The 21,975-nt window shown below is 43.1% G+C and carries 18 protein-coding genes and 1 tRNA gene; 11 read left to right on the forward strand and 8 right to left on the reverse strand.

Features of this window, described 5'->3' with window-relative positions:
* Window positions 1-2 precede the first annotated feature (2 nt).
* The 8 genes from LZG73_RS22365 to LZG73_RS22400 form a co-directional block, all read right to left on the reverse strand.
* Window positions 3-1,910, reverse strand: a complete 1,908-nt coding sequence (locus tag LZG73_RS22365; RefSeq protein ID WP_233854670.1) for a tetratricopeptide repeat-containing sensor histidine kinase — start codon at window positions 1,908-1,910, stop codon at window positions 3-5.
* Between the two features lie 146 nt (window positions 1,911-2,056).
* Complete coding sequence (locus LZG73_RS22370) at window positions 2,057-2,407, reverse strand: cupin domain-containing protein (protein WP_233854672.1); 351 nt, start codon at window positions 2,405-2,407, stop codon at window positions 2,057-2,059.
* 99 nt (window positions 2,408-2,506) lie between these two features.
* Window positions 2,507-2,968: a T9SS type A sorting domain-containing protein gene (locus LZG73_RS22375; RefSeq protein WP_233854673.1), complete on the reverse strand. Its 462-nt coding sequence runs from the start codon at window positions 2,966-2,968 to the stop codon at window positions 2,507-2,509.
* 121 nt (window positions 2,969-3,089) lie between these two features.
* Window positions 3,090-3,752, reverse strand: a complete 663-nt coding sequence (locus LZG73_RS22380; RefSeq protein WP_233854675.1) for a hypothetical protein — start codon at window positions 3,750-3,752, stop codon at window positions 3,090-3,092.
* Between the two features lie 344 nt (window positions 3,753-4,096).
* A tRNA-Asn gene (locus LZG73_RS22385) sits at window positions 4,097-4,170 on the reverse strand.
* Window positions 4,171-4,255: 85 nt separating this feature from the next.
* Complete coding sequence (locus tag LZG73_RS22390) at window positions 4,256-4,537, reverse strand: hypothetical protein (RefSeq protein WP_233854677.1); 282 nt, start codon at window positions 4,535-4,537, stop codon at window positions 4,256-4,258.
* Between the two features lie 26 nt (window positions 4,538-4,563).
* Entirely contained in the window at window positions 4,564-5,184 is a 621-nt protein-coding gene (rsmG, locus tag LZG73_RS22395) for a 16S rRNA (guanine(527)-N(7))-methyltransferase RsmG (RefSeq protein WP_233854679.1), read from the reverse strand.
* Window positions 5,175-6,347 carry a glycosyltransferase gene (locus LZG73_RS22400; protein ID WP_233854681.1) on the reverse strand — a complete coding sequence of 391 codons (1,173 nt, stop codon included), beginning with the start codon at window positions 6,345-6,347 and terminating at the stop codon, window positions 5,175-5,177. The genes rsmG and LZG73_RS22400 overlap by 10 nt, the downstream gene beginning before the upstream one ends.
* A gap of 58 nt (window positions 6,348-6,405) precedes the next feature.
* Between LZG73_RS22400 and tgt the strand changes: the two genes are divergently transcribed.
* The 11 genes from tgt (at window position 6,406) to dnaG (ending at window position 21,965) form a co-directional block, all read left to right on the forward strand.
* Window positions 6,406-7,539, forward strand: a complete 1,134-nt coding sequence (gene tgt / locus LZG73_RS22405; protein ID WP_233854682.1) for a tRNA guanosine(34) transglycosylase Tgt — start codon at window positions 6,406-6,408, stop codon at window positions 7,537-7,539.
* Window positions 7,540-7,761: 222 nt separating this feature from the next.
* Entirely contained in the window at window positions 7,762-9,216 is a 1,455-nt protein-coding gene (locus tag LZG73_RS22410) for an OmpA family protein (protein ID WP_233854683.1), read from the forward strand.
* A 98-nt stretch (window positions 9,217-9,314) separates the two neighbouring features.
* Window positions 9,315-10,424, forward strand: a complete 1,110-nt coding sequence (gene glf / locus LZG73_RS22415; RefSeq protein ID WP_233854684.1) for a UDP-galactopyranose mutase — start codon at window positions 9,315-9,317, stop codon at window positions 10,422-10,424.
* A gap of 140 nt (window positions 10,425-10,564) precedes the next feature.
* Window positions 10,565-12,904 carry a tyrosine-protein kinase gene (locus tag LZG73_RS22420; protein ID WP_233854685.1) on the forward strand — a complete coding sequence of 780 codons (2,340 nt, stop codon included), beginning with the start codon at window positions 10,565-10,567 and terminating at the stop codon, window positions 12,902-12,904.
* Complete coding sequence (locus LZG73_RS22425; protein WP_233854686.1) at window positions 12,858-13,940, forward strand: N-acetylneuraminate synthase family protein; 1,083 nt, start codon at window positions 12,858-12,860, stop codon at window positions 13,938-13,940. The genes LZG73_RS22420 and LZG73_RS22425 overlap by 47 nt, the downstream gene beginning before the upstream one ends.
* Window positions 13,937-15,088: a UDP-N-acetylglucosamine 2-epimerase gene (neuC, locus tag LZG73_RS22430; RefSeq protein WP_233854687.1), complete on the forward strand. Its 1,152-nt coding sequence runs from the start codon at window positions 13,937-13,939 to the stop codon at window positions 15,086-15,088. Before LZG73_RS22425 ends, neuC begins: the two co-directional genes overlap by 4 nt.
* Window positions 15,088-15,825, forward strand: coding sequence for a cytidylyltransferase domain-containing protein (locus LZG73_RS22435; RefSeq protein ID WP_233854689.1), 738 nt, complete (start codon window positions 15,088-15,090; stop codon window positions 15,823-15,825). The genes neuC and LZG73_RS22435 overlap by 1 nt, the downstream gene beginning before the upstream one ends.
* Window positions 15,788-17,188, forward strand: coding sequence for a CDP-glycerol glycerophosphotransferase family protein (locus tag LZG73_RS22440; RefSeq protein WP_233854691.1), 1,401 nt, complete (start codon window positions 15,788-15,790; stop codon window positions 17,186-17,188). Before LZG73_RS22435 ends, LZG73_RS22440 begins: the two co-directional genes overlap by 38 nt.
* Window positions 17,176-18,579 carry an O-antigen ligase gene (locus LZG73_RS22445; RefSeq protein ID WP_233854693.1) on the forward strand — a complete coding sequence of 468 codons (1,404 nt, stop codon included), beginning with the start codon at window positions 17,176-17,178 and terminating at the stop codon, window positions 18,577-18,579. The genes LZG73_RS22440 and LZG73_RS22445 overlap by 13 nt, the downstream gene beginning before the upstream one ends.
* On the forward strand, window positions 18,576-19,547 hold the full coding sequence (locus LZG73_RS22450; RefSeq protein ID WP_233854695.1) for a hypothetical protein: 972 nt from the start codon (window positions 18,576-18,578) through the stop codon (window positions 19,545-19,547). The genes LZG73_RS22445 and LZG73_RS22450 overlap by 4 nt, the downstream gene beginning before the upstream one ends.
* A 411-nt stretch (window positions 19,548-19,958) precedes the next feature.
* Complete coding sequence (dnaG, locus tag LZG73_RS22455) at window positions 19,959-21,965, forward strand: DNA primase (RefSeq protein WP_233854697.1); 2,007 nt, start codon at window positions 19,959-19,961, stop codon at window positions 21,963-21,965.
* Window positions 21,966-21,975: the final 10 nt, after the last annotated feature.

Below are 21,975 nucleotides of genomic sequence, written 5' to 3' on the forward strand. Positions count from 1 at the left end.
GCTTATGACAAGGACCTGACTTTTTCGACGTCGTCATTGTTTTTCACGATGGCGACGTTAGGCAAAAGAATGTAAAATGTCGTTGCAACGCCCGGTTCACTTTCAAACCAGATTTGGCCATTGTGCGCTTCAATGATCTGTTTGCTAATGTAAAGTCCCAATCCAAATGGCTGCTCGCCAGCAGTGCCTACTCTTTTGGAAGCGGTGAACGGATCAAAAATCTTATCCGCGAATGCCTTGGGAATTCCAAGTCCATTGTCTTTCACAGCAATTAAAATGCCTTTTTCCGTCTGATTTGCAATAACTTGGATCAGCCCGCCGACCTTGCTGAACTTGATCGCATTGATCAGCAGATTGCTCATAACGCGCGACAACTTATCCCGGTCACCTAAAATGATCGCATTGACAGGCTTTTGCAGCACAATGTCCTGATTTTTTTCTTTTGCCCTGAAAATCAATAGTTTGATAACCTGTTGAAGGAATGCTGGCAATTCCAATTCCTCTTTATGCAATTCTGTTTCGCGCAAATTAAAATCGGCAACGAGCAAGTCACCGATCATGGTCAGGCAATTTTTGCTTGAATCATAAATCAATTTTGAAAATTCCGCAGCTTCTTCCGGAGTTAGCGACTCATCGACAAGCATCGAGCTCATGGAATTTATCGCGCCTATCGGGTTCCGAAGGTCATGGGCAACGATTTTGATCACCTTCGCATAATTTTCATTGCTCGACTCCAACGCTTCCATGGTCGTTTCCAGTTGCCGAAACTGCATGCGAAGCATTTCATTGGTTTTTTTGGTCAAAATCGCGGTGCGCCATAAAAACCCGATGCTTAGAATTGTCAACACACAAATAGCAATGGCCAGCCACAAAAACCGCTTACTGTAAACAGACTTCAACTGCACTGATTTCAATTCCTGGTCCTTCACCGCATATTGAATGTAGTCAATGCCCGAACCTTTGTCAATTTCCTCCTGCTCCTCGAAAAGCTTGATCAGTTTTTGTCCATAAAAGTAGGCACGCGCCTGATCGCCGCGCTCCATGTAATAATCGTATAATTTTTGACCTATACTCCTGATATACAAACGATAACCCTTGCGCTCAGCAATGGACAGCGCCTGCTCATAATATTTGACAGCTGTAACAGGATCAGTTGTCAGATGTTGGTTACCAAGGTTTACAAGCAAGTCCATGCTGAAAAAGAACAACTCCATTTTCAAGCTCCGGGCGACAATTTCCTTCATCATGGAAATGCCCTTTTCCGATTCGTTATTGGCAATGAAGTTTTCCGCTCGTAACTGGTCAATGGCGAGTTGCATGCGCACATCGTGATATTTGTCAGCGATTGTGGCGGCGCGCTGGATTTGCGCATTTCTTTCATCAGGCTTAAAATCGCCGGGATATTGCAAAATGTAATTGTAAAGCGCCAGCGCCATAATGGAATCGTGCGCAATGCGGTTGCCTATTCCCAACGCCTTTTTGTAATTATCGACGGCCTTCACATCCTTGCCCGAAATGTTGTAAACCATCGCAATGTTCATGAGCGTCTGTACAATGTTGGACGAATCTTTAATCTCAACATATTGATTATAAGCATCATTGTAATAGCGAAGTGCTAACTGAACATTGCCTTTTATGTCATAGACAATCCCCATATTGTTGTTGGCGTCCGCAAGTCCTTTCGAATATTCGAGGCGGCTGGCCATGTCGCGCGCTTTCAGGGCATAGTAAAATGCGCTGTCAACATTTTGTTCGTAGTATAACAAAGCAATTTTATTGACGGCATCAACATATTGCACGCTGTCTTGTATTTGAGGGAGTGTGTACTGCAATTTTCGTATCGTCTGAACCTGCGCTGAGGCCGGAAAGATCATCGACAAAAGCAGCGTGCAGATGATTAAGAATCTCATTTTAAAGCATTTTGGACGAGCAAGGATCTATCGAATAAATATTACAAACAATATACTCAAATGCAAACGAAACAATTCGGCCGAATGTTTGAAATTGGCAAAAATGGTTGATTTCGTCTCAAATTCGCTTCAAAGAAAGCAGTTACTTAACTTTCATTTTTGATTTCTTGTCGAACCGTTTCGATGCCTTCCAGCTCAAAAGTCAAATTTACTGAGCGGCCTTCTTTCGGGCGGGTTTTGTGCAGAACGTTCTTGGGGATTGTAAAAAGTTGGCCGGGATGAAGTTCAATGCTTTTATCTTCCAGATCAATGACCAGGATGCCTTCAATGCACAAAAAGCTTTCATCTGAATTGGGGTGATAATGCCAGTAAAACGGCTCAGTCATAATGCTGATCCTGATCACATGATCATTGACCAGACCAAGCGGCAAGTTGGTATAATGTCCCGTTGCTGCCTCGCTAATTTGATGCAGGTCACTGCGTTGTAATGCTTGCATAAGAAGTTGAAGTGATGCTAAAAGGGTCAAAAGTAAAAAGCCCTAAGCAATTTTTTGCGAAGGGCTATGATTAGGAATGTTTTTTAGAATAACTATCCTTTATTTCTTTACAATTTTCCTTAAAACACAACTTCCATCATTACCAATCAGTTTAAAAATATATACTCCGGCTGACAATTTGCTTATGTCAATGGTTGACATTTTTTCCGAGTTTTCATAAACCATTTTGCCCGAACTGTTAAATATTTGGACAGTCTGTAAGGCTGACCACTTTAATGTTAATAAATCATTTACGGGGTTGGGGTAAGCAACGATTTCCAACTCGAAATAAACGCTATTCATTTTGCTATACGCAAAGCTCTCGTCCTGGTCAATCATTTTTAAACGATACAGGTTTTCGCCTTCTGCTGGTGTTTTATCTTCAAATGCATAAGTATTGGAAATTTCATCATCCCCCACAAGTTCTTCCGGAGTGTACGCTCCCGGAGTGTACGCTCCCGGAGTGGACGCTCCCGGAGTGGACGCTCCCGGAGTGGACGCTCCCGGAGTGGATGCTCCCAAGGCCTTAACACTGCCGATTTCGAACCATTTTTTTCCATCCTGACTGCGTTGAATGCTGAAACGATCTGCATTAACCTCAGCCGAAGTCTGCCAACTTACCCTATAAATGTGATCTTAATCACTATTTCAATTCCTTTAACTTGCTCTTTTTTAGCCAAGCGGCGAACCATGCAGTCCAGAGCATAGAGATGAAGAACAGGCCATAAATGGCACTCCTTTTAAGCTCTTTGTGTAGCATACCAGCACGGATCAAAACACCGAAATACACGACGGTGACTAACAGAAGGATCGGAAGAGCCCATTTACTTTCGTAAAGCGACGGTTTTCTCTTTGGAGCCAAATCGTTGGCTCGTGCGTAAAGAATTAAGGTTTTTTCCAATTCATTGCAGAAGGTATTAAACGGTGCTGCGTTACAGAAGTTTTCATTAGCAAAAATACTCAGTTTGGGCTCGCTATGTAGCCAGATGTCCAACGCTGTACCATTACCGTATTCTACTTGGAACGACTTGATGCTTTCAAATGGAATGATCCTGGCTTTGCCATTCAATGTTATTTCCAGTGAATTTTCAAGGATAGTAGCTTCACCAATCCCTTTCCATCTTTTTCGGTTCGATAGAAAGAAAATAAACCCAATTATGAAAGATACGATTGGAGTGACACTTATCCCTAAAAACTCACCAAAGTCTGGAAGCGATAGACCAATTGAAATAGCTATACCAAAGCCAAGCAACATAAGACCAACCGCAACCCAAATGCGGGTATACTCAAAATTAAAATGATTCATAATTTAATAAGATTTTGATGGCGAACCGATAGCAACATCTAAAAACTTTTCGAAGTGCGCTGTGAAATCCATCCGGTCATCTCCCCTCCTATCACCAAAATCCAGGCTCAAAAAGCTACCGAACTATCAAAGAAAGACGATTATTCTCGTGAAAACTGTTAATGATTTTTGCAAGATATTGCCATCTGTCCTGGTAAGCCGATTATAATTCTCACCCAAGGTCGACGTTCGCCAATCACGTTCTACCCATTGGAAAACTATTGCAACCTTTTTTGCAACTAACAAAAAAAGCACCTAGCAAATTAATGCTAAGTGCTTTCGCAGCGGCGGACCGCATTTTCAGGCTCCCGAAGTTGGGCTCGAACCAACGACCCTCTGATTAACAGTCAGATGCTCTAACCGGCTGAGCTATTCAGGAATTTCAAATCCGATTGACTATCTGAATTCTGGTGCAAATCTAAGAATTCCCTAAATATAGCGCAAGCATAAATTTAAAAAAAATGTCAGCTCTGCACTTGTTGGAGGATTAACTCCTTGACTCTCTTGGCATCTCCTTTGGTAAAATTATTGATAATTATCTCCGGACGCATCCGCGGAATAACCCGAATCGTGGAAAAGAACATTCCACTTTCAATTTCTACGCCCGAAATGTCTGTGTAAAAAACGAAATTGTCGGTGCTTTTGAAAAGCTTCCTAACTTTAAACGTCACGCCTTTTTCACCGAATGCAACTTCATCTGGAAAAAATGGATTCATCAGGCCACTGGCGCTATATCGTTCGTTCATGTTATTTAGGTTAAAATTTGACTTGATTATAATGGAACATACACGACCTTCTTGGTCTCGAAAAAATCTTCTTCAAAATAAGCGGAAAGGTCATAAACCTTCGACTTCTGTTTAAGTTCTGACAATTCTTCCGTCAGGTCGCCTCCTTTAAGATATAAAATCCCGTTCCTAAGCGAATGAAATGAGTTTTTACTGACATTGTTTCTTACCCAGCCCACAAATGGTGTAATGCGCGTGACCGCCCGGCTTACAACAAATTCATAAGAGTCTTCCAGCTTTTCGGCTCTTACTTGTTCTGCTTTTACATTATCCAGATTCAGAGCAGCGGCGATTTCCTGCACAACACGAATCTTCTTGCCAATGCTGTCAACCAGATGAAACTGCGCTTTTGGGAACATAATCGCCAAAGGAATTCCCGGAAACCCTCCCCCCGTCCCTACATCCAATATGCCTGTCCCCGATTTGAATTCCAGCACTTTGGCGATGCCCAGGGAATGCAGCACATGACGTTCATATAATGTATCAATGTCCTGTCTCGAAATGACATTGACTTTGGCATTCCAAAACTGATATAATTCCTCCATTTGCCCAAACTTATCGCGCTGTTCAGCGGTGAGGTCCGGGAAATATTTATTAATTAATTCCACGTCTTACGGGGTTTTCTTCTGGTTGCGGTCAAAAATCCAAAAACCAGATAATATATAAAAAGTGCAAAGTCCATGAACAAAAAACTGAACCACTCCACCGTCTTGTCCAGCTTCAAATTAATAACGCTGAGCAAAAACCATTGGATGATCCATCTTGCAACGAATAAAATGCCTAGCCACTGCAAAAGATAAACGTTCCGGGTAAGCAAGCCAAATAGCAAAGCAGCGATGGCAAAAATCCAGACGGCAATGTGTGCGCCCGACAACAGGCCTAGCAGCACTTTGTTACGCATTCTGTAAAATCGGCTAACCGACATGTGACGCTGCTTTTGCTTGTACCACGATTTCCACGTCGTTTTTGGAAGAGAATAGACAAATGAGTCTTCTTCTATAGATATGTTCGTATTGGAGCTGGTTGAAACTTCGTTCAGAAAAATGTCATCGTCACCTCCGTAGATGTTTTTGTGTTTGTAAAAACCCTTATTGGCAAAGAAAACCGACCTTTTGTACAAAATATTACGACCCACGCCCATGTAAGTAAACCCGGCCAGGGAAAACGAAAGATATTGAACGGCCGTGTAAAATGTTTCGCAGCGAATAAACCAGTTGAGTAAACCCGGCTGCTTTATATAAGGTGAAAAACCAAGAACGATATCGCTTTCGCCATCCACCCGCGACGTCATTGCGGTAATCCAATGGTTGGAAGTCGGGCGGCAATCGGCGTCGGTCATGAGGGCGACAGGATATTTCGCTTGCTTCATTCCAACGGTCAATGCATATTTTTTGGGCGTAACGTGATCGAACTGATCATTGATCCGAATGTAGCGAATGTGTTTCCACCGAAATATATGTTCCCTGATAAACTCCTCACTTCCGTCGTCCGACCGGTCATCTAAAAGAATTACTTCAAATTCAGGATATTCCTGCGAATCAAGCAATGGGATCAGCTGTGTGAGATTTTCCCGCTCATTCCATGCGCAGACAAGCACTGTAACTCCCGGTAACTCATTGCCGTAATTGGCGCCTTTTTCATAAAATGCCAGTCTCGTAAAAAAGAAAAAATAATAGCATAATTGAACGAACACAAACGCCGCAAGTGCAAAAAGTAAATAGTCGGCCACAATGGAAGAGAGTTGTAAATATTGATACAAATATAAGGTCATTGGCTGCAATGTTGAGACCTTAACCCTATTTTTGCACACCACAATTTAAAACCTTTTGATGAAGTTTACATTACAAGTAGAGGATCCGGCATCCAAAGCAAGAGCGGGATTTCTCGAAACAAGTCACGGAACAATTCAGACACCTATATTTATGCCGGTCGGCACCGCCGGAACGGTTAAGGCTGTGCATCAGCGCGAGCTGCGTGAGGACATTAAGGCGCAAATCATTCTTGGAAACACATATCACCTTTATCTGCGTCCGGGTTTGGACATCATACAAAAAGCGGGTGGATTGCATGGTTTCAATGGTTGGGACAGACCTATACTAACAGACAGCGGCGGATATCAAGTGTATTCGCTTGCCGGGACGGGACGCAAGATCAACGAAGAAGGTGTGGTATTTAAGTCACACATTGACGGTGGCGTACACACATTCACCCCAGAAAACGTGATGGATATTCAGCGCATCATTGGCGCAGACATCATCATGGCCTTTGACGAATGCACCCCTTATCCCTGCGATTTTACATACGCGCGTAAATCAATGGAGATGACGCATCGCTGGCTGGCGCGTTGCTGCACGAGGTTCGACAGCACGACAGAATTATATGGACACAGTCAAACGCTTTTCCCCATTGTGCAAGGGAGTGTTTATAAAGATCTTAGGATTCAATCTGCTGAAACAATTGCGTCATTCGGAAGGGAAGGAAATGCGATAGGTGGATTGTCCGTTGGCGAGCCGGCCGAGATCATGTATGAACTTACGGAAGTGGTGTGTGATATTTTACCAAAGGACAAACCAAGATATCTGATGGGCGTCGGAACACCTGCCAACATCCTTGAATGTATCGCTTTGGGCGTGGATATGTTCGATTGTGTGATGCCTACGCGGAATGCGCGCAATGGCATGATTTTTACCACAGAGGGTGTAATCAATATTCGTAACGAAAAGTGGAAGGATGATCTGTCTCCGATAGATGCAAATCTGGGTGGCTACGTCAGCACATTTTACAGCAAAGCATATCTGAGGCATCTTATCAAGTCTGACGAAATGCTTGGCGCGCAAATTGCTAGCGTTCATAATCTGACTTTTTACCTTTGGTTGGTGAATACCGCGCGAGAAAAAATAATGGCCGGAGAATTCATTCCATGGAAGAAAGAAATGGAAAATAAATTAATTCAACGACTTTGAAAGTTCATAAAAGGAAGTTTCTTTCGGGTAAAAATTGATTTAAAAAGCAGGAAAGTTTTTCAATTGTATCTAGTTCGGTTGATTAAATGATATTGTTAACCTATTTTTGTGCGCACTAGGCATTTGGTTAATGTATGTTTGGCCATGAATAAAATACAATTTTACTCAGTAATTGACTATAGACCAATCCTAGTTAATCTTAATAACGCTAACTTGAATAGTATGAAAAAAGTATCCCAGTTGATTTGTTCGTTTGCCCTGGCGGCAATGATGGCGCTGCCTTCATTGGCACAACCATTAGAGCAGCCGAATTCTCCGGATTACAATCCCAAAGCATCTTATGACGGGCCTTACAAACTGAACACATGGTCAGTATCGGCACACATCGGACCGTCGATGTTCTTTGGTGATTTAAGAGAATATGATTTCTGGCCTGTGACGAAAACAACTTCTGACAGCCACAAAGAATCCGGTACTTTTCAAGGAGGCTTGACATTAAACAAACAACTTTCATATCTGTTTGGAGCTAGATTAGATGCTTCTATCGGCAATTTGAGAGGTATGAAACGCCGCAACTACAACCGTTATTTTGAAGGAAATTATTTCGACGTTTCGGTAGCCGGAACTGTGAACCTTAAAGGTCTTTTGATGGGACCTAACAAGATGAAACGTTGGAAAGTTGATGCGTATGTAGGTGTAGGCCAAGTATTTTACGATGCCACCGCTTATGATTTGACTGGTGGTATTGAACTTCGTAAAACAGGAAACATGAACGATTGGATTATTCCAACGGGCTTGAATGTTAACTACGAACTAACAAAAAGATTTGACATCGGTCTTGATTTCCGTTTGAACCACACAAATTCTGATTATTTGGATGCTACTTACGGCGGAGACTATGACAGAACACCTGGCAGCTTCAACATCGCTGATCAAAAAACATCTCGTAAAGGAAACTCTGAACTTGATAGCTACGGATACGGATCAATTCAGTTGACTTATAAATTGGGTAAAAACCCATTGAAAGTTGCAAAAGTTGATGGAAAATGGGATTACAAACCAGACGAAGGCGGTTACTATCACCTGCGTTATACAGATCCAAAAGTGTTGATCAAGCCACCAAAAATTCTTACGCTTGAAGAAATGGACTCTGTTGCTAAGGCTAACCGTCCAAAAGATATCGACCCAAGATTGTTGCTTGATACAGATGGTGACGGTGTTTCTGACTTCTTCGATAAAGAGCCAAATTCACCAGCAGGAAGCATTGTTGATGGTGGTGGTCGCGTTCTTGACTTCGACGCTTACGTTAAAAATGCACTTAAAAATGGTGCAGCTTGCAGCGAGATCTTTGCTAACGTAATGTTCGATACGGACAAAAATACAATCAAGCCTGAGGCTCAGGAAATGTTGAAAAACGTAGCGAAATTGATGAACCTGAACGGTTGCCGTCTGCAACTTGCAGGTCACACAGACCGCCGCGCAACAGATCGTTACAACATTGCACTGTCACGTCGTCGTGTGGATGCAGTTAAAAACTATCTGATCAACGAAGCCGGTTTGACTGATCCTAGCAAAGTAATTGTTGACTACTTCGGCTCATTCAAGCCAATAGCTGACAGCTCGAAACGTGAAGGTTTGTTGAAAAACCGTCGTGTAGAACTTAAACTTCTTCCTTAGAAGATTGAAATACATTGAAAAGAGAAAGGCTCCCGATGGGAGCCTTTCTCTTTTCAAAAAACCAAAAAATCCTATTCATTGTCAATTCACAAGCATTAATGAAACAATACGATTATCTAATAGTTGGTGCAGGACTGTGGGGTTCAATATTCGCCCACGAAGCAACCAAGCGAGGAAAGAAATGCCTTGTCATTGATCGCAGAAATCACACAGGTGGAAATATTTTTTGCGAGAACGTCGAAGGAATAAATGTTCACAAGTATGGTGCACATATTTTTCACACCAACGACAGAGACATTTGGGATTACGTGAATTCATTTGTCGAATTCAATCGCTACACCAATTCGCCGGTGGCCAATTTCAATGGAGAGCTTTACAATCTGCCGTTTAATATGAACACTTTTTACCAGTTATGGAAAGTAAAAACGCCAGAAGAAGCGCAGGCCAAAATTAAGGAGCAAGTTGAAGAAGCAGGAATTACAGAGCCAAAAAACCTGGAAGAGCAGGCGATATCATTGGTTGGGACAGACATTTATTATAAACTGATCAAAGCTTACACTGAAAAGCAATGGGGAAGGAAAGCGACAGAGCTTCCTGCTTTCATCATCAAGCGTCTGCCTGTTCGCTTTACATTTGACAATAATTATTTCAATGACCGCTATCAGGGAATTCCAATTGGCGGCTATAACAAGCTGACTGAGGGTTTGTTGAAAGATATTGAAGTGAGAACAGGAGTCGATTTCTTTAAGGATCGCGAAGCCCTTTCTGCTTTGGCGGAGACAATTGTATACACCGGCCCGATCGACGAATATTTTGACTTCAAATTCGGTCAGCTGGAATACAGGAGCTTGCGTTTTGATAATCAATTGCTTGATCAGGAGAATTATCAGGGTAATGCGGTTGTCAATTACACAGATGGCGAAACGCAGTTTACCCGGATCATTGAGCATAAGCATTTTGAATTTGGAACGCAGCCAAAAACAGTCATTACGCACGAATATCCGCAGGAATGGGAAAAGGGCTCTGAGCCTTATTATCCGGTGAATGATGACAAAAACTCTGCAATTTTTGAGCAATACAAGAAATTGGCAACCGAAGAGCAAGGCGTCATTTTTGGTGGTCGGTTAGCAGAATATCGTTATTATGACATGCACCAGGTTGTTGGTTCAGCGTTGAAAAAAGTAAAAACACATTTCGACCTGGCTTAAAATATTTTACTGACTTAAGGCCCTGATATGCTGCGTATTAGCATATCAGGGCTTTTTTTATTTAAAATTATTTCAAATTTTTTCGGAAACCGCGTTACCCATTTTACAAAGCTTCGTCTAAACTGAAAAATTTAGACGCATTGAAGCAGGAACCGACATTAGCAACCATCACCAGCACCCGATCAACCGAGTCGGGCAGCATACGAACAGCGACATTGCTGCTCTATGATATGTGGCGAAATCGTTATTGGGTTGCATTGTCGGTTGCGGTTTCCTTCGCCCTCGCCTTTATTTACCTTAGATATACAACGCCCCAATTCCAGATCACAGCCTCGATCCTTGTTCGCGATGATTCGAAGGGCTCAGAGTTTGGCGACACGGCCTTTTTAGAAAGCATGGGATTGTCTTCTGTCGAAAGCAGTGTGGACAATGAAGTGGAACTTCTGAAAAGCAGGACATTGATGGAAAGTGTCGTCGAAGACTTGCAGTTACACGTGCAATATTTTTCCAAAGGCCATGTCAAAACGAGCGAACTCTTCGAAAAGTCCCCTTTCAAATTAACATTGGTTAGTCCCGGCAAAGTTGCAGTTACTAAGCCCGTGACTTATCGATTAATCGTCAAAAAAGGCAGACCGTATGCCTTCCAAATCAATTCTAAGCACTTCGAGGCGTCTTTCGGCGATACAATTCACTTGCCGCATGCAGTTGCCATTTTGACTAAAACAGGAAATCCAATCTCCACCGATGATGCATATGCGATCACCATTTCTCCACCGGAATTAGTAGTCAATCATTATCAAAAGGCATTGATCATTGCGCCTACCAATAAACTGGTGAGCACAGTGAACATCTCAATCAATGAAACGCTTCCAAAAAGAGGCGAGGCGATTTTAGAAAAATTGCTGTTTAATTATCTCAAAGCGAGCATTGCCGATAAGAACCGGACTTCGGACAGCACAATCAATTTTATTAATGCCAACCTGACTCAGGTTTCGAATGAATTATCAGATTTAGAGAAGCAAATTGAGAAATTCCAAAGAATACACCAGGTGCCTGACTTGGATGCGCACATTCGCCATTTAATGAACGCTTTGGATCAACATCGCCAGGATCGTAACCGATATGCAATTCAATTACAAATCGTTGATTCGCTCTCTAAATTTCTTGCAAAAAACCCCGATCACATCGTTCCAGCCCAACTTTTCTCTCACGACCCCGGGTTTGCATTGCTAGTTGAAAAATACAATGAGTTTCAGTTGGCGCTGCGAGAAAAACTGATCACGGTCACCGAATCGCACCCGAAAGTCCATTTGCTAAATGTGCAATTGGAGCAAGTTAGAACCAGTTTGCTCGCCAGCGTGCGTGCTCAGCAAAATGATTTGCAAACCGGAATTTCTGCATTAAAAACCTATGAAAGCACTACTCAAAATCAACTCGCCGAAATGCCTGCAATCGCACGACAGTTTGTAGAATTGAAAAGACAACAGCAAATCAAACAGGATCTTTACATTCTTTTGCTCAAAAAGCGTGTGGAAACCGCCATTTCTAAATCTTCCACGCTAGCCAATGCGCGAGTCATTGATCGGCCTAAGGCTGTTCCCGATCCAATCAAACCCAATCGACAGCTGATCATGCTGATTTCCGGTTTTGTAGGGATTGGATTTCCACTTGCTGTGTTGCACTTGAAAAGTTTGCTCAACACCAGAATTGTGAACAAAGCTGAGGTGACAGCGCATTTGTCAGTGCCGGTCTTGGGAGAAATAAGTCATCATAACAATTCTAAGATAACACTCCTTGGTGACAATGTGCAAAGTCAGATTAGGGAGCAATTCCGCGTGTTAAGGACTAATATTTTGTTTTTATCCGCATCAAAACCAATTCAAGTTATTATGCTGACATCGAGCATGGGCGGTGAGGGGAAGTCATTCGTTGCGGTTAATCTATGCAACGCATTGGCATTGTCAGGAAAGAAAGTTTTGCTTCTGGAGCTGGACCTGCGAAGGCCTGGAATTGCCAAAAATCTTGGCTTGAAAGTGCCTGGATTCACTAGTTACATTGCTTTTACAGCAACTTTGGACGACATAATTCAGCCAGTTCAGCCAGCAAAAACCTTTGATATTATAACAGGAGGCATCATTCCACCAAATCCCGCTGAAATGCTTTCCCTGCCGGAAGTAGACGATATGATACGGCTTTTGAAAACGCGATATGACTTCATTATTATTGACACACCTCCGATTGGCCTCATCACAGATGCGCGGCTGTTGAGCCGCTTTGCGGACCTTTCGCTTTACATTATCAGACAGCATTTCACATACAAAAACCAGCTTGACCAGATACGCGAAATTCAAGATCTGAACCAATTGCCCCGCATGCACTTGATCCTTAACGACATTAAAATAACACCAGGTTATAACTACACATACGGCTATTATGAAGAAAAGAAGCGGCATTTTTGGGATGCCTTCAAAAAAACTTAGCGAGCGTTCGGTGCTCATGCATAATGAAATCAGCATTAAAAAGATCTTCACGATTGCTGAAATTGGGCAGGCGCACGAAGGAAGTTTGGGAATGGCACATGCGTACATTGACGCACTAGCGGGCACCGGCGTAGATGCAGTAAAATTTCAAGTCCACATTGCAGCGGCGGAAAGCAGCATTCACGAGCCATTCAGAACCAAATTTTCCTATGCGGATGCCACCAGAATGGCTTACTGGCAGCGCATGGAATTCTCAGCGGAGCAATGGGCAGGCCTCAAAAAGCATTGTGATGAGAAAAATCTGGAATTCATTGCAAGTCCGTTTTCCATGGCATCTGTTAAACTGTTAAGACAAATTGGTTGCGATCACATCAAGATTGGTTCAGGCGAGGTGGAGAACCATCTGCTGCTAAGCCACGTTGCCGAATCGGCCAGGAAAGTCATTCTTTCATCCGGCATGAGCTCGCTTGCTGAACTGGACAGTGCGGTGAACATTCTTCGCGATTATTGCGCGCTTTCTATCCTGCAATGCACATCGTCCTATCCTGCCGGCCCGCATCAGTGGGGTTTGAATGTGATTCCGGTTTTGAAAGATCGTTACCAGGTCCCTGTCGGCTTTTCCGACCATTTAGGCAACATTTTCGCTTGTCTGGCTGCCGCAACAGCGGGAGCGGAAATCCTTGAATTTCACGTGACTTTTGACCAGCGCATGTTTGGCCCGGACTCAAGTTCTTCGATAAACATTGATCAGGTGACGCAACTCATCGAAGGCGTGAGGCAAATTGAAATCGCCCTCAGCTACCCGGTTGATAAGCATGACCAGTCCGAATACGCAACATTGAAAACAATTTTTGGCAAATCTCTTGCCATTAACAATGACTTACCGCAAGGGCATATTTTGACAATCGATGATCTTGAAACGAAGAAACCAGCCGGTTATGGAATTGCTGCCAGTCATTTTGAATGTGTGTTGGGTAAAAGCTTGAAACATGATTTAGCAAAGTGGGATTTTATCAAAACGAGCGATTTGATATGAACCGGAAAATCTGCGTAGTAGTCACAGTAAGAGCAAGTTATAGCAGGATTAAAACACTTCTTCTCGCAATCAAAACCCACCCGAATTTGACTTTACAGCTGGTTGTAACCGGGAGCATTTTGCTGGAAAAATACGGATGTTTATTGAATCAAATCAAGCAGGATGGTTTTGACAACATTATCAAAGTCTCAAATCTGCTCGAAAATGAAAATGCGACTGCCGCTGCAAAAACAACCGGCCTCGGGATCATTGAGTTAGCATCCATTTTCGAAAATATCCAGCCAGATATTGTCGTGACCATCGCAGATCGATACGAAACCATTTCGGCTGCCGTCGCGGCGTCTTTTATGAACATTCCACTGGCGCACGTCCAAGGCGGAGAGGTCACGGGTAACATTGATGAGAAAGTCAGACATGCCGTGTCGAAGTTGGCTGATTATCATTTTGTAGCGACTGACACGGCGAGACAAAGACTCATTAGAATGGGAGAACTTCCTGACCATGTGTGGCATACGGGCTGCCCGTCCATTGATCTTGCATTTCAAATAAAAAATAATCGCCCTATGCAATTCGATTACGAAAATTGTCAGTCTGTTTTAGGGAAGCCTGGCAAAACGGGCCGATATCTGGTTGTGATGCACCATCCGGTGACCACCGAAAACAACGCCATTAGACATCAAACTGACACTTTATTGCAGGTTATTGACGCATTGCGCCTGCCCACATTTTGGTTTACGCCCAACCCCGATTATGGATCCAGTGGAGTTTCAGAGCGCATTAAGGCATTTAAAATGACTAACAAAAACTTGATGATTTACTTTTTACGAAACCTCAACCCAGAGCTCTTTTTGAAACTGGTAAAAGGCTGCGCGTGCCTGATTGGCAATTCCAGCACAGGCATTCGGGAAGGATCATTTCTCGGGACGCCGGTTGTAAATATTGGAAACCGACAGCGTGGAAGAGAAAGGGCAGCAAATGTGCTGGACGTCGTGCACGAGCCGGAAGCGATCATGAATGCAATACAAAAGCAGCTTGATTACGGGCCTTACTCAGGCGTTTGCCTTTACGGAACTGGCAATGCTGGCAATAAAATCGCAGATATTCTGGCAAATGTGGAGTTGAGCATTGACAAACAAATCACATACTAATGGCCAATTTACCAACCATACTTGCCATTATTCCAGCCCGAAAAGGCTCCAAAGGAATCCCAGGCAAAAACATGAAAGTTTTTGCCGGCACCCCGCTGGGTGGCATTCCGCTGGGCGGCAAGCCCTTACTTCAATATACAATCGAATCTGCATTGCAATCAACGCTTTTGACCAAGATCATCGTGTCAACTGACTGTGAATTGACCATTGAATTTGTTCAAGAATGGAAACGGATTGAAGCTCCATTTCTCAGGCCCGCGGCGCTTTCGGACGACAAAACCAGTTCCCTGCAGGTCATTCGACATGCCGTTGAATTTTACAAAAATCTGAACATTGAGTTCGACTGGATTTGCCTTTTACAACCCACTTCCCCGTTCCGAAGCGCTGGCCTGATTGACAAAACGGTGATGCATATGCTCCATTTGAATGCAGACAGCCTGGTTACGGTCCTTAAAATTCCAGATCAATTCAATCCGAATTGGGCATTAACAATGTCGGATAATGCGCTGCAAAGATGTCTGCATGATGCTCCATTGGCAATACGAAGGCAAGAATTGCCGGATTCGTTTTACCGGGACGGGAAGGTTTATCTTTTGAAAACCAGTTTGTTATCGCAAGGATTAATGTCGGGTAAATGTGTTGGCTATCGAACGGATGACGAGCCGAATGTCAACATCGACACAATGAAAGATTGGGAAAATGCAGCACGATACATTGCATATGGCGCAATTTTATAAAAAGCCCGTGCTGCTGCTCATAACAAATAGTTTTGCGGCTATCAACATCATTCACAGCGGGTTGATTAAGAAACTGGCCATGCGATATGACATTCATTTGTTATCAACCATGATTCGAGAGCGTGAACTTGCAACAATCAATAACCACTTTGCTATCGACCTGAAACTGCTTGAAATCGAGTTGCCGATTGAAACAATGTTCATAAGCCTGCTAAGAAAGCTTGAAAAAGCACTTTTTGCAGGACACCACAACATTGCCACGCAGCAGATAAAATACGAACGCTTGACTTGGACAAAGCGCTTGGTAATCAAAACCGCTATTTTGATCCTAGTGCAGCTGCATTTGAGTGGCGTCATTTTGAAGCTGTTGCGTCGGGTCATCATTGTTTTAAGCTCCTTTTCTTGCAAGCTGAGGCCACTCTTGCATTACAAGTTTCAAGGTGTGATTTCTTCCTCACCTTTGGATTTGAGGGAAAATCATGTGACTAACTTTCTCCAAAAGCATGGAGTGAAGTCGCTGGCAATGATCATTAGTTGGGATAATCTTACCTCCAAAGGTGTGATCAATGCTAATCATGATTGCACTTTGGTATGGAATCAGTTAATGAAAAGTGAGTTTCAAAGGTTTTATTCAATGTTTGATGTGAACCAAAATTCGGTTAAGATCACAGGGATTCCCCGGTTTGATCTTCATTTTCGAAACATTGATAATGTTCCACTTGCTAACGCCAAAGCGCGTTACGCGATAAATGCAGCCAAAGTTATTTTTATTGCGACGAGTGCGATCAAGCACTTTCCCAATCAGCTGGAAATTATCAAGGATGTGTTGGCCTATGCAGCGTTAGAAGGCGACACTCACGTCATCATCAGATGCCATCCGGCAGACGATCATCATGCTTATCAAGATCTTTTTGACAAAAATTCAGTTACCGTTTGGCATCCGCGAAATCTTGTTACAAGCTCAAAAAGAAGCTTTTACCATTGGCTGCCTGATATGGATTTCCTGACTTCGCTCTCCGAAATGCTCCATATTTCTGACGTCTGCATTCAATTTGCTTCAACCATTAAGCTGGATGCGGCTGCCTGCGGAACCTCAATTATAAGCGTTGCTTATGACGGCACGACCGCCCTGCCCTATCATCAATCAGTCAAAAGGCTTTACGATTACGCGCACCAGCTTCCATTGAATGCGCTGCAATGGGACGTGTTAGTGGCTGATAAACAGGAGCTCTATAACGTTCTGACAGAGATTTTGAGCAAAAAATCGAAAAAGCCACCCGCTGATATTGCGCTACTCACACATTTTGCTCAGGCTCAGTCAGTCGATTGCACTGCCCAAACAATTGCTGAATGGTTGGATTAAGCATTGAAATCGCCTGGAAAGTCTTGATTTCCATTATGATCGTCGGATCTTTTGCCAGTTTGTTTGATCAATTGCTGACCTTCGGAGAAAGTGATTTTCAGACTTTCATAGTGCTCTCGTTTTATGTTTACTGCGTGATTAGCTTGTTTACGACTTCCCGGCACAAGTTGTTCCATGTGCTAGCTGTGCCAGTGTTCGCGCAGTTCATCCATTTGTTTCAAAAATATTCGTTTTCTGCGGGAGCCAATTCAGTCTGGCGGCTGATGCCTTTTTTGATTTTGGAGGCCTATTTCATTTTGTTTTTTATCTCAAAATCAAATCCGCTGCATCCAGGCGAACGCTATTTTTTGACCGTATGGATCATTGTTCAAAGCTTTTTCCTGCTTATTTCACCGAATTTTGAAAACATTGCATTCGCTGGAATTCTCTTTTTCCTCCTCATTCTTCCGTCCTATTATATTTATCTCAAAAGTGCTTCTCAAGCAATCGATTTCCGCGAAAATCTTAAAATGTATTTTTTCATTCTCTTTATCATCCTTGGCGTTGGCACATTCGGATTAGTTGCTGCCGGAGCGAGTTACAGAGGATCGGATAACCTGTTGGCGACGAGGAACATTACGGACACGAATGTGACCATGGCTTACTTTATCCTGCTTTGGCCGCTCGTCCTGCTTCACACTGCAAAGGACTCGCTTAATGGACTCGTCAGGCTTGGTTGCCTCGCAATTTTTGTCTGCATTGTCATCTTTTCATTCTCCCGTGGCGCGGTAATTCTTGTTCTGCCATATTTATTAATTACAATTTTTATGACCAAAACGCGACTGCATCTAGCGAGCGCGTCATTGCTTTTTATCCTGACAATTCTGTGCATTCCCAAGTTAACCTTGCTGCTGCAAGACTTTGATATGGCCTATTTCTGGACATTAAGGTTTGGAGAAATCACAGGATCGAAGTCAATTTTTGCGAGATTACAGCAAAGCAGCGGCCGCGCAGAAATTCATGCGTTTGCGCATCAGTTGTTTTTACAAAGCCCATTGATTGGGCACGGAACGGCGAGTTTTGAGATCCTTGGTCCGGGTTATCGGGAGGCGCATTCGCTATTTTATACAGTGCTTGCCGAGCAGGGTTTGATCGGGATTGTTTTTGTGTATGGCCTGTATTTTTATTTCCTGTCAATGTTGTTTAGCATTGCGCGACTCGAAAACAGAAATACGCTTTTACTCGTTAGCCTCGTTTTTTACCTCGCTTTCAATCACACGGTCGGCAGCGTTTTTGTGATTTTACCTGCCAAAAGCGTCACGGTCAATTGCATTGCGCCTGTGCTCTTGATTTGCATCTATTTCTATGCAAAAAGTCTTGAAATAGATCATTTCGCTGTTCCTGAAAAATGAAAAAAGTCCTGATTATTGGAAAAATCCCGCCTCCTCTTGGCGGTGTGACAGTGCACGTCAGCAGGTTGGTTACAGCATTGCGAGAAAGTGGTTTTGAAAACTTTTCATTTTGTAATCTTCAAACTGAGCCGTTTTGGAGCGTTTTTGGCAAAATTGTAATGCATTCTGTCATTCACTTGCATGCATCCAATCCGTTTGCTCAGGCCGTGTTTGCATTGTTTTGCCGGATGTGCGGCAAAAAGCTGATCCTGACTTATCATGGAAACTGGGGCAGATATAGTTTTTCCGGCAATTTCGCGGTTAATATTTCGGCCTTTTTGGCTTCCATTCCCATTGTCCAAAATCCGGAAAGTTTCCTTTGTGCGAGAAAATTTAACAACCATGCACGGCTGATTTCCACCTTCATATTTTCAAAGGATTTTGTGCCATTGGATGCTCAGACGAATGCCAAGCTGAATGATTTCCGCGAACGTTACGACCATGTTTTTTGCACAAACGCATGGAAATTGGTCTTTGATAAGCTGGGAAACGAGCTGTATGGCATCTCGGACATTATCCGCCAGATTCAAAAAACAGATTCCGCTGGCCTGATCATTTCTGATCCTTCGGCAAGTTATTCACCATTCATTGAGCGCACGTTCGACTCCATTCCTGACAATGTGCTGATCATTCGAGGCCACCACGATTTTCGGAATGTGCTGCATGTCGCCGACGCATTCATTCGCAATACGAGCACTGATGGCGTTTCACTTTCAATCTTCGAAGCGCGGGAGCTTGGCGTGGCAATCCTGGCGTCAGACGCGGTAAGTCGGCCAGAATTTTGCTATGTTTTCGGGGAGTTAGCAAATGTAGACTTGATCGCAGCTTTGGCGGAAGGAAAAAAACGACTGGAAAATGAAATTAAATGTTGGCAGACCGATGTGGTGAAGCAATTAGTTGCAGTGTATAGTGAATATCTATTCAACTGAGAACGAACCACTTATAAAAAAACAAAGGCATAGAAAAATTTCCATGCCCTGTTTCACACTATACACACACTATATTTTAAATATCTATATATCTGATTCGATAATTTCTTCGATATGATTCAACACCGCAAAATAACAAATTAAAGTAATTAGAAAAAAGCTTTCTAAGGTGATTTTCTTGGCTAAAATGAGAAAATGATGGACAATTTTCTAAATTAATGTTGCCGGACTCATCAGCTCGCATCAAATTTACACAAATTATTGGCTAATTATTGTCCCAAAGTTGCATTACTGGTTACATTCGCTAAGTAAAAAACGCCTTCTGATAAATAATCATCCGTCCTCTAAAATTTAAAGCTTATCTTTTTTGTTGTTTAAAAACGACCAAGTATTCTCATCTAACCCAAAAACATGCGCATTAATCCCGAAACCGTTGAACGGATCAAACAAACCGCTGACATTGTGGAAGTGGTGGGGGATTTTGTATCGCTGAAAAAAAAGGGCGCCAATTACTCGGCATGCTGTCCTTTTCACAATGAAAAAACGCCTTCATTCAATGTAAACCCGGTCAGGCAAATTTATAAATGCTTCGGTTGCGGCGCGGCTGGCGATTCCATCAAGTTTGTCATGGACATTGACGGCGTTGGTTATGGAGAAGCATTGCGCTATCTGGCTGATAAATATAACGTTGAGATTGAGCAAGAGGAAGTTACAGACGAAGAAGCGCTTCGTCAAAATGAGCGGGAAAGCCTTTACATTATCCTGAACTTTGCAAAAAACTTCTATGTGCAGCAGCTTCACGAAAGCGATGAGGGACAAGCGGTCGGTCTCAGTTATTTTAAGGAACGTGGATTTACGAGTGAAATTCGTAAGAAGTTTGAGCTTGGATATAGTCTGGACACGTGGGATGCTTTTTCAAAAGTGGCGTTGGAGAAAGGCTATTCATCTCAATTGCTGGAAAAAGCAGGTTTGCTAATCCATAAAGAAGGAAGTCAAACTGCTGGTTATGACCGTTTTAGAGGAAGGGTCATTTTCCCAATTCATAATGTTGCAGGAAAAGTAATTGCATTTGGCGCGCGGATTCTCAAATCTGACAAGAGTAAAGCAGCCAATCAACCCAAATATCTGAACTCCCCGGAAACGGAGGTTTATCATAAAAGTGATGTCCTATACGGCATTTTCCAGGCCAAAAATGCAATCCGGCAACAGGATCATTGTTATCTGGTTGAAGGTTACACGGACGTTATTTCATTAAATCAGGGCGGAATTGAGAATGTGGTTGCCTCATCCGGAACGTCGCTGACCGTTGAGCAAATCAGGCTGATCGGACGTTTTACGCCCAATGTGACAATACTATACGATGGCGATATTGCTGGAATTAAAGCTGCATTACGCGGTTTGGATCTGGTTTTAGAGGAAGGATTGAATGTTAGCATCGTGCTGTTCCCGGATGGAGATGATCCGGATAGTTACGTGCGAAAGGTGGGTGCTGAGGCATTTAAGACCTATTTGAAATACAATTCGAAGGACTTTATCACTTTCAAAACCGAAATGTTGTTGCAGGACGCCGGCAACGATCCGTTTCGGTTGGCTGCTGTAATTGGCGAGGTGGTCAACAGCATTGTGAAAATTCCAGATGCCATTAAGCGGCAGGTTTTCTTCCACCGCACGTCAGAAATGATGAAAGTGGATGAACAAATGCTGATAACGGAGGGGAATAAACTCCTGCGAAAACTGCACACGCAAAAGCCGCAAGATCGCTCTGCCCGGCCAAGTTTTCAGGCACCTGAAAACCCTGGTGATCTTGATGCATTGTTTTCCGGAGACGATCGAGGTGGCAATGACGCGTCGCCAGCGGATCTTTTTGCTCCGCAAACCCAGCAGTCGGAACTTCCGCAACGCAGCAAGTTATATTATCAGGAAGAAGCATTTATCAGACTTCTGGTTGTCCATGGGGCGCGGGAGCTTGAACCTTCCATCACGGTGTGCCAATATGTTCTAAGTGAGATAGATGGCATAGATTTTAAGGACACCGTTTTCCATCATTTGCTCGTATTATTTCGTGAGCATTTTAACCGAAACCAAGTGCTGCCTACGGATTATTTTCTGCATCACCACGAACCAGGGATCCGAAACTTAACCATTGATTGGCTTGCTAACAAGTATGAACTCAGCGAATTATGGTCTGAAAAATACGAGATATTTGTTCCGTTTGAAACGGATGTTTTAGATAAAACGGCCTTTATCAACATTCTTCGGCTTAAAAAAGCATTCATTGAGGAGAAAATGAAAGTTTGTTTGCAGCAGGCCATTCATGCAAAAACAGAAGAAGAGCAAACTGCCGTCATGAGTGAATTTATGCATTACAAAAGCATCAGCATGGCTGCTGCAAAAGAGTTGGGTAGCGTAATCGGGTGATTTGTAACCT

Source organism: Dyadobacter sp. CY326 (assembly GCF_021390515.1).
Classification (GTDB): domain Bacteria; phylum Bacteroidota; class Bacteroidia; order Cytophagales; family Spirosomataceae; genus Dyadobacter.

Excerpts from the sequence above, each read along its gene's own strand:
- LZG73_RS22380 (WP_233854675.1), bottom strand. The coding sequence starts at position 3,752 with ATGAATCATTTTAATTTTGAGTATACCCGCATTTGGGTTGCGGTTGGT.
- LZG73_RS22435 (WP_233854689.1), top strand. The coding sequence starts at position 15,088 with ATGGCCAATTTACCAACCATACTTGCCATTATTCCAGCCCGAAAAGGC.
- dnaG (WP_233854697.1), top strand. The coding sequence starts at position 19,959 with ATGCGCATTAATCCCGAAACCGTTGAACGGATCAAACAAACCGCTGAC.
- LZG73_RS22410 (WP_233854683.1), top strand. The coding sequence starts at position 7,762 with ATGAAAAAAGTATCCCAGTTGATTTGTTCGTTTGCCCTGGCGGCAATG.
- glf (WP_233854684.1), top strand. The coding sequence starts at position 9,315 with ATGAAACAATACGATTATCTAATAGTTGGTGCAGGACTGTGGGGTTCA.
- LZG73_RS22445 (WP_233854693.1), top strand. The coding sequence starts at position 17,176 with ATGGTTGGATTAAGCATTGAAATCGCCTGGAAAGTCTTGATTTCCATT.
- neuC (WP_233854687.1), top strand. The coding sequence starts at position 13,937 with ATGAACCGGAAAATCTGCGTAGTAGTCACAGTAAGAGCAAGTTATAGC.
- LZG73_RS22390 (WP_233854677.1), bottom strand. The coding sequence starts at position 4,537 with ATGAACGAACGATATAGCGCCAGTGGCCTGATGAATCCATTTTTTCCA.
- LZG73_RS22425 (WP_233854686.1), top strand. The coding sequence starts at position 12,858 with ATGAAGAAAAGAAGCGGCATTTTTGGGATGCCTTCAAAAAAACTTAGC.
- LZG73_RS22440 (WP_233854691.1), top strand. The coding sequence starts at position 15,788 with ATGCAGCACGATACATTGCATATGGCGCAATTTTATAAAAAGCCCGTG.
- LZG73_RS22365 (WP_233854670.1), bottom strand. The coding sequence starts at position 1,910 with ATGAGATTCTTAATCATCTGCACGCTGCTTTTGTCGATGATCTTTCCG.
- tgt (WP_233854682.1), top strand. The coding sequence starts at position 6,406 with ATGAAGTTTACATTACAAGTAGAGGATCCGGCATCCAAAGCAAGAGCG.
- LZG73_RS22450 (WP_233854695.1), top strand. The coding sequence starts at position 18,576 with ATGAAAAAAGTCCTGATTATTGGAAAAATCCCGCCTCCTCTTGGCGGT.
- LZG73_RS22370 (WP_233854672.1), bottom strand. The coding sequence starts at position 2,407 with ATGCAAGCATTACAACGCAGTGACCTGCATCAAATTAGCGAGGCAGCA.
- LZG73_RS22400 (WP_233854681.1), bottom strand. The coding sequence starts at position 6,347 with ATGACCTTATATTTGTATCAATATTTACAACTCTCTTCCATTGTGGCC.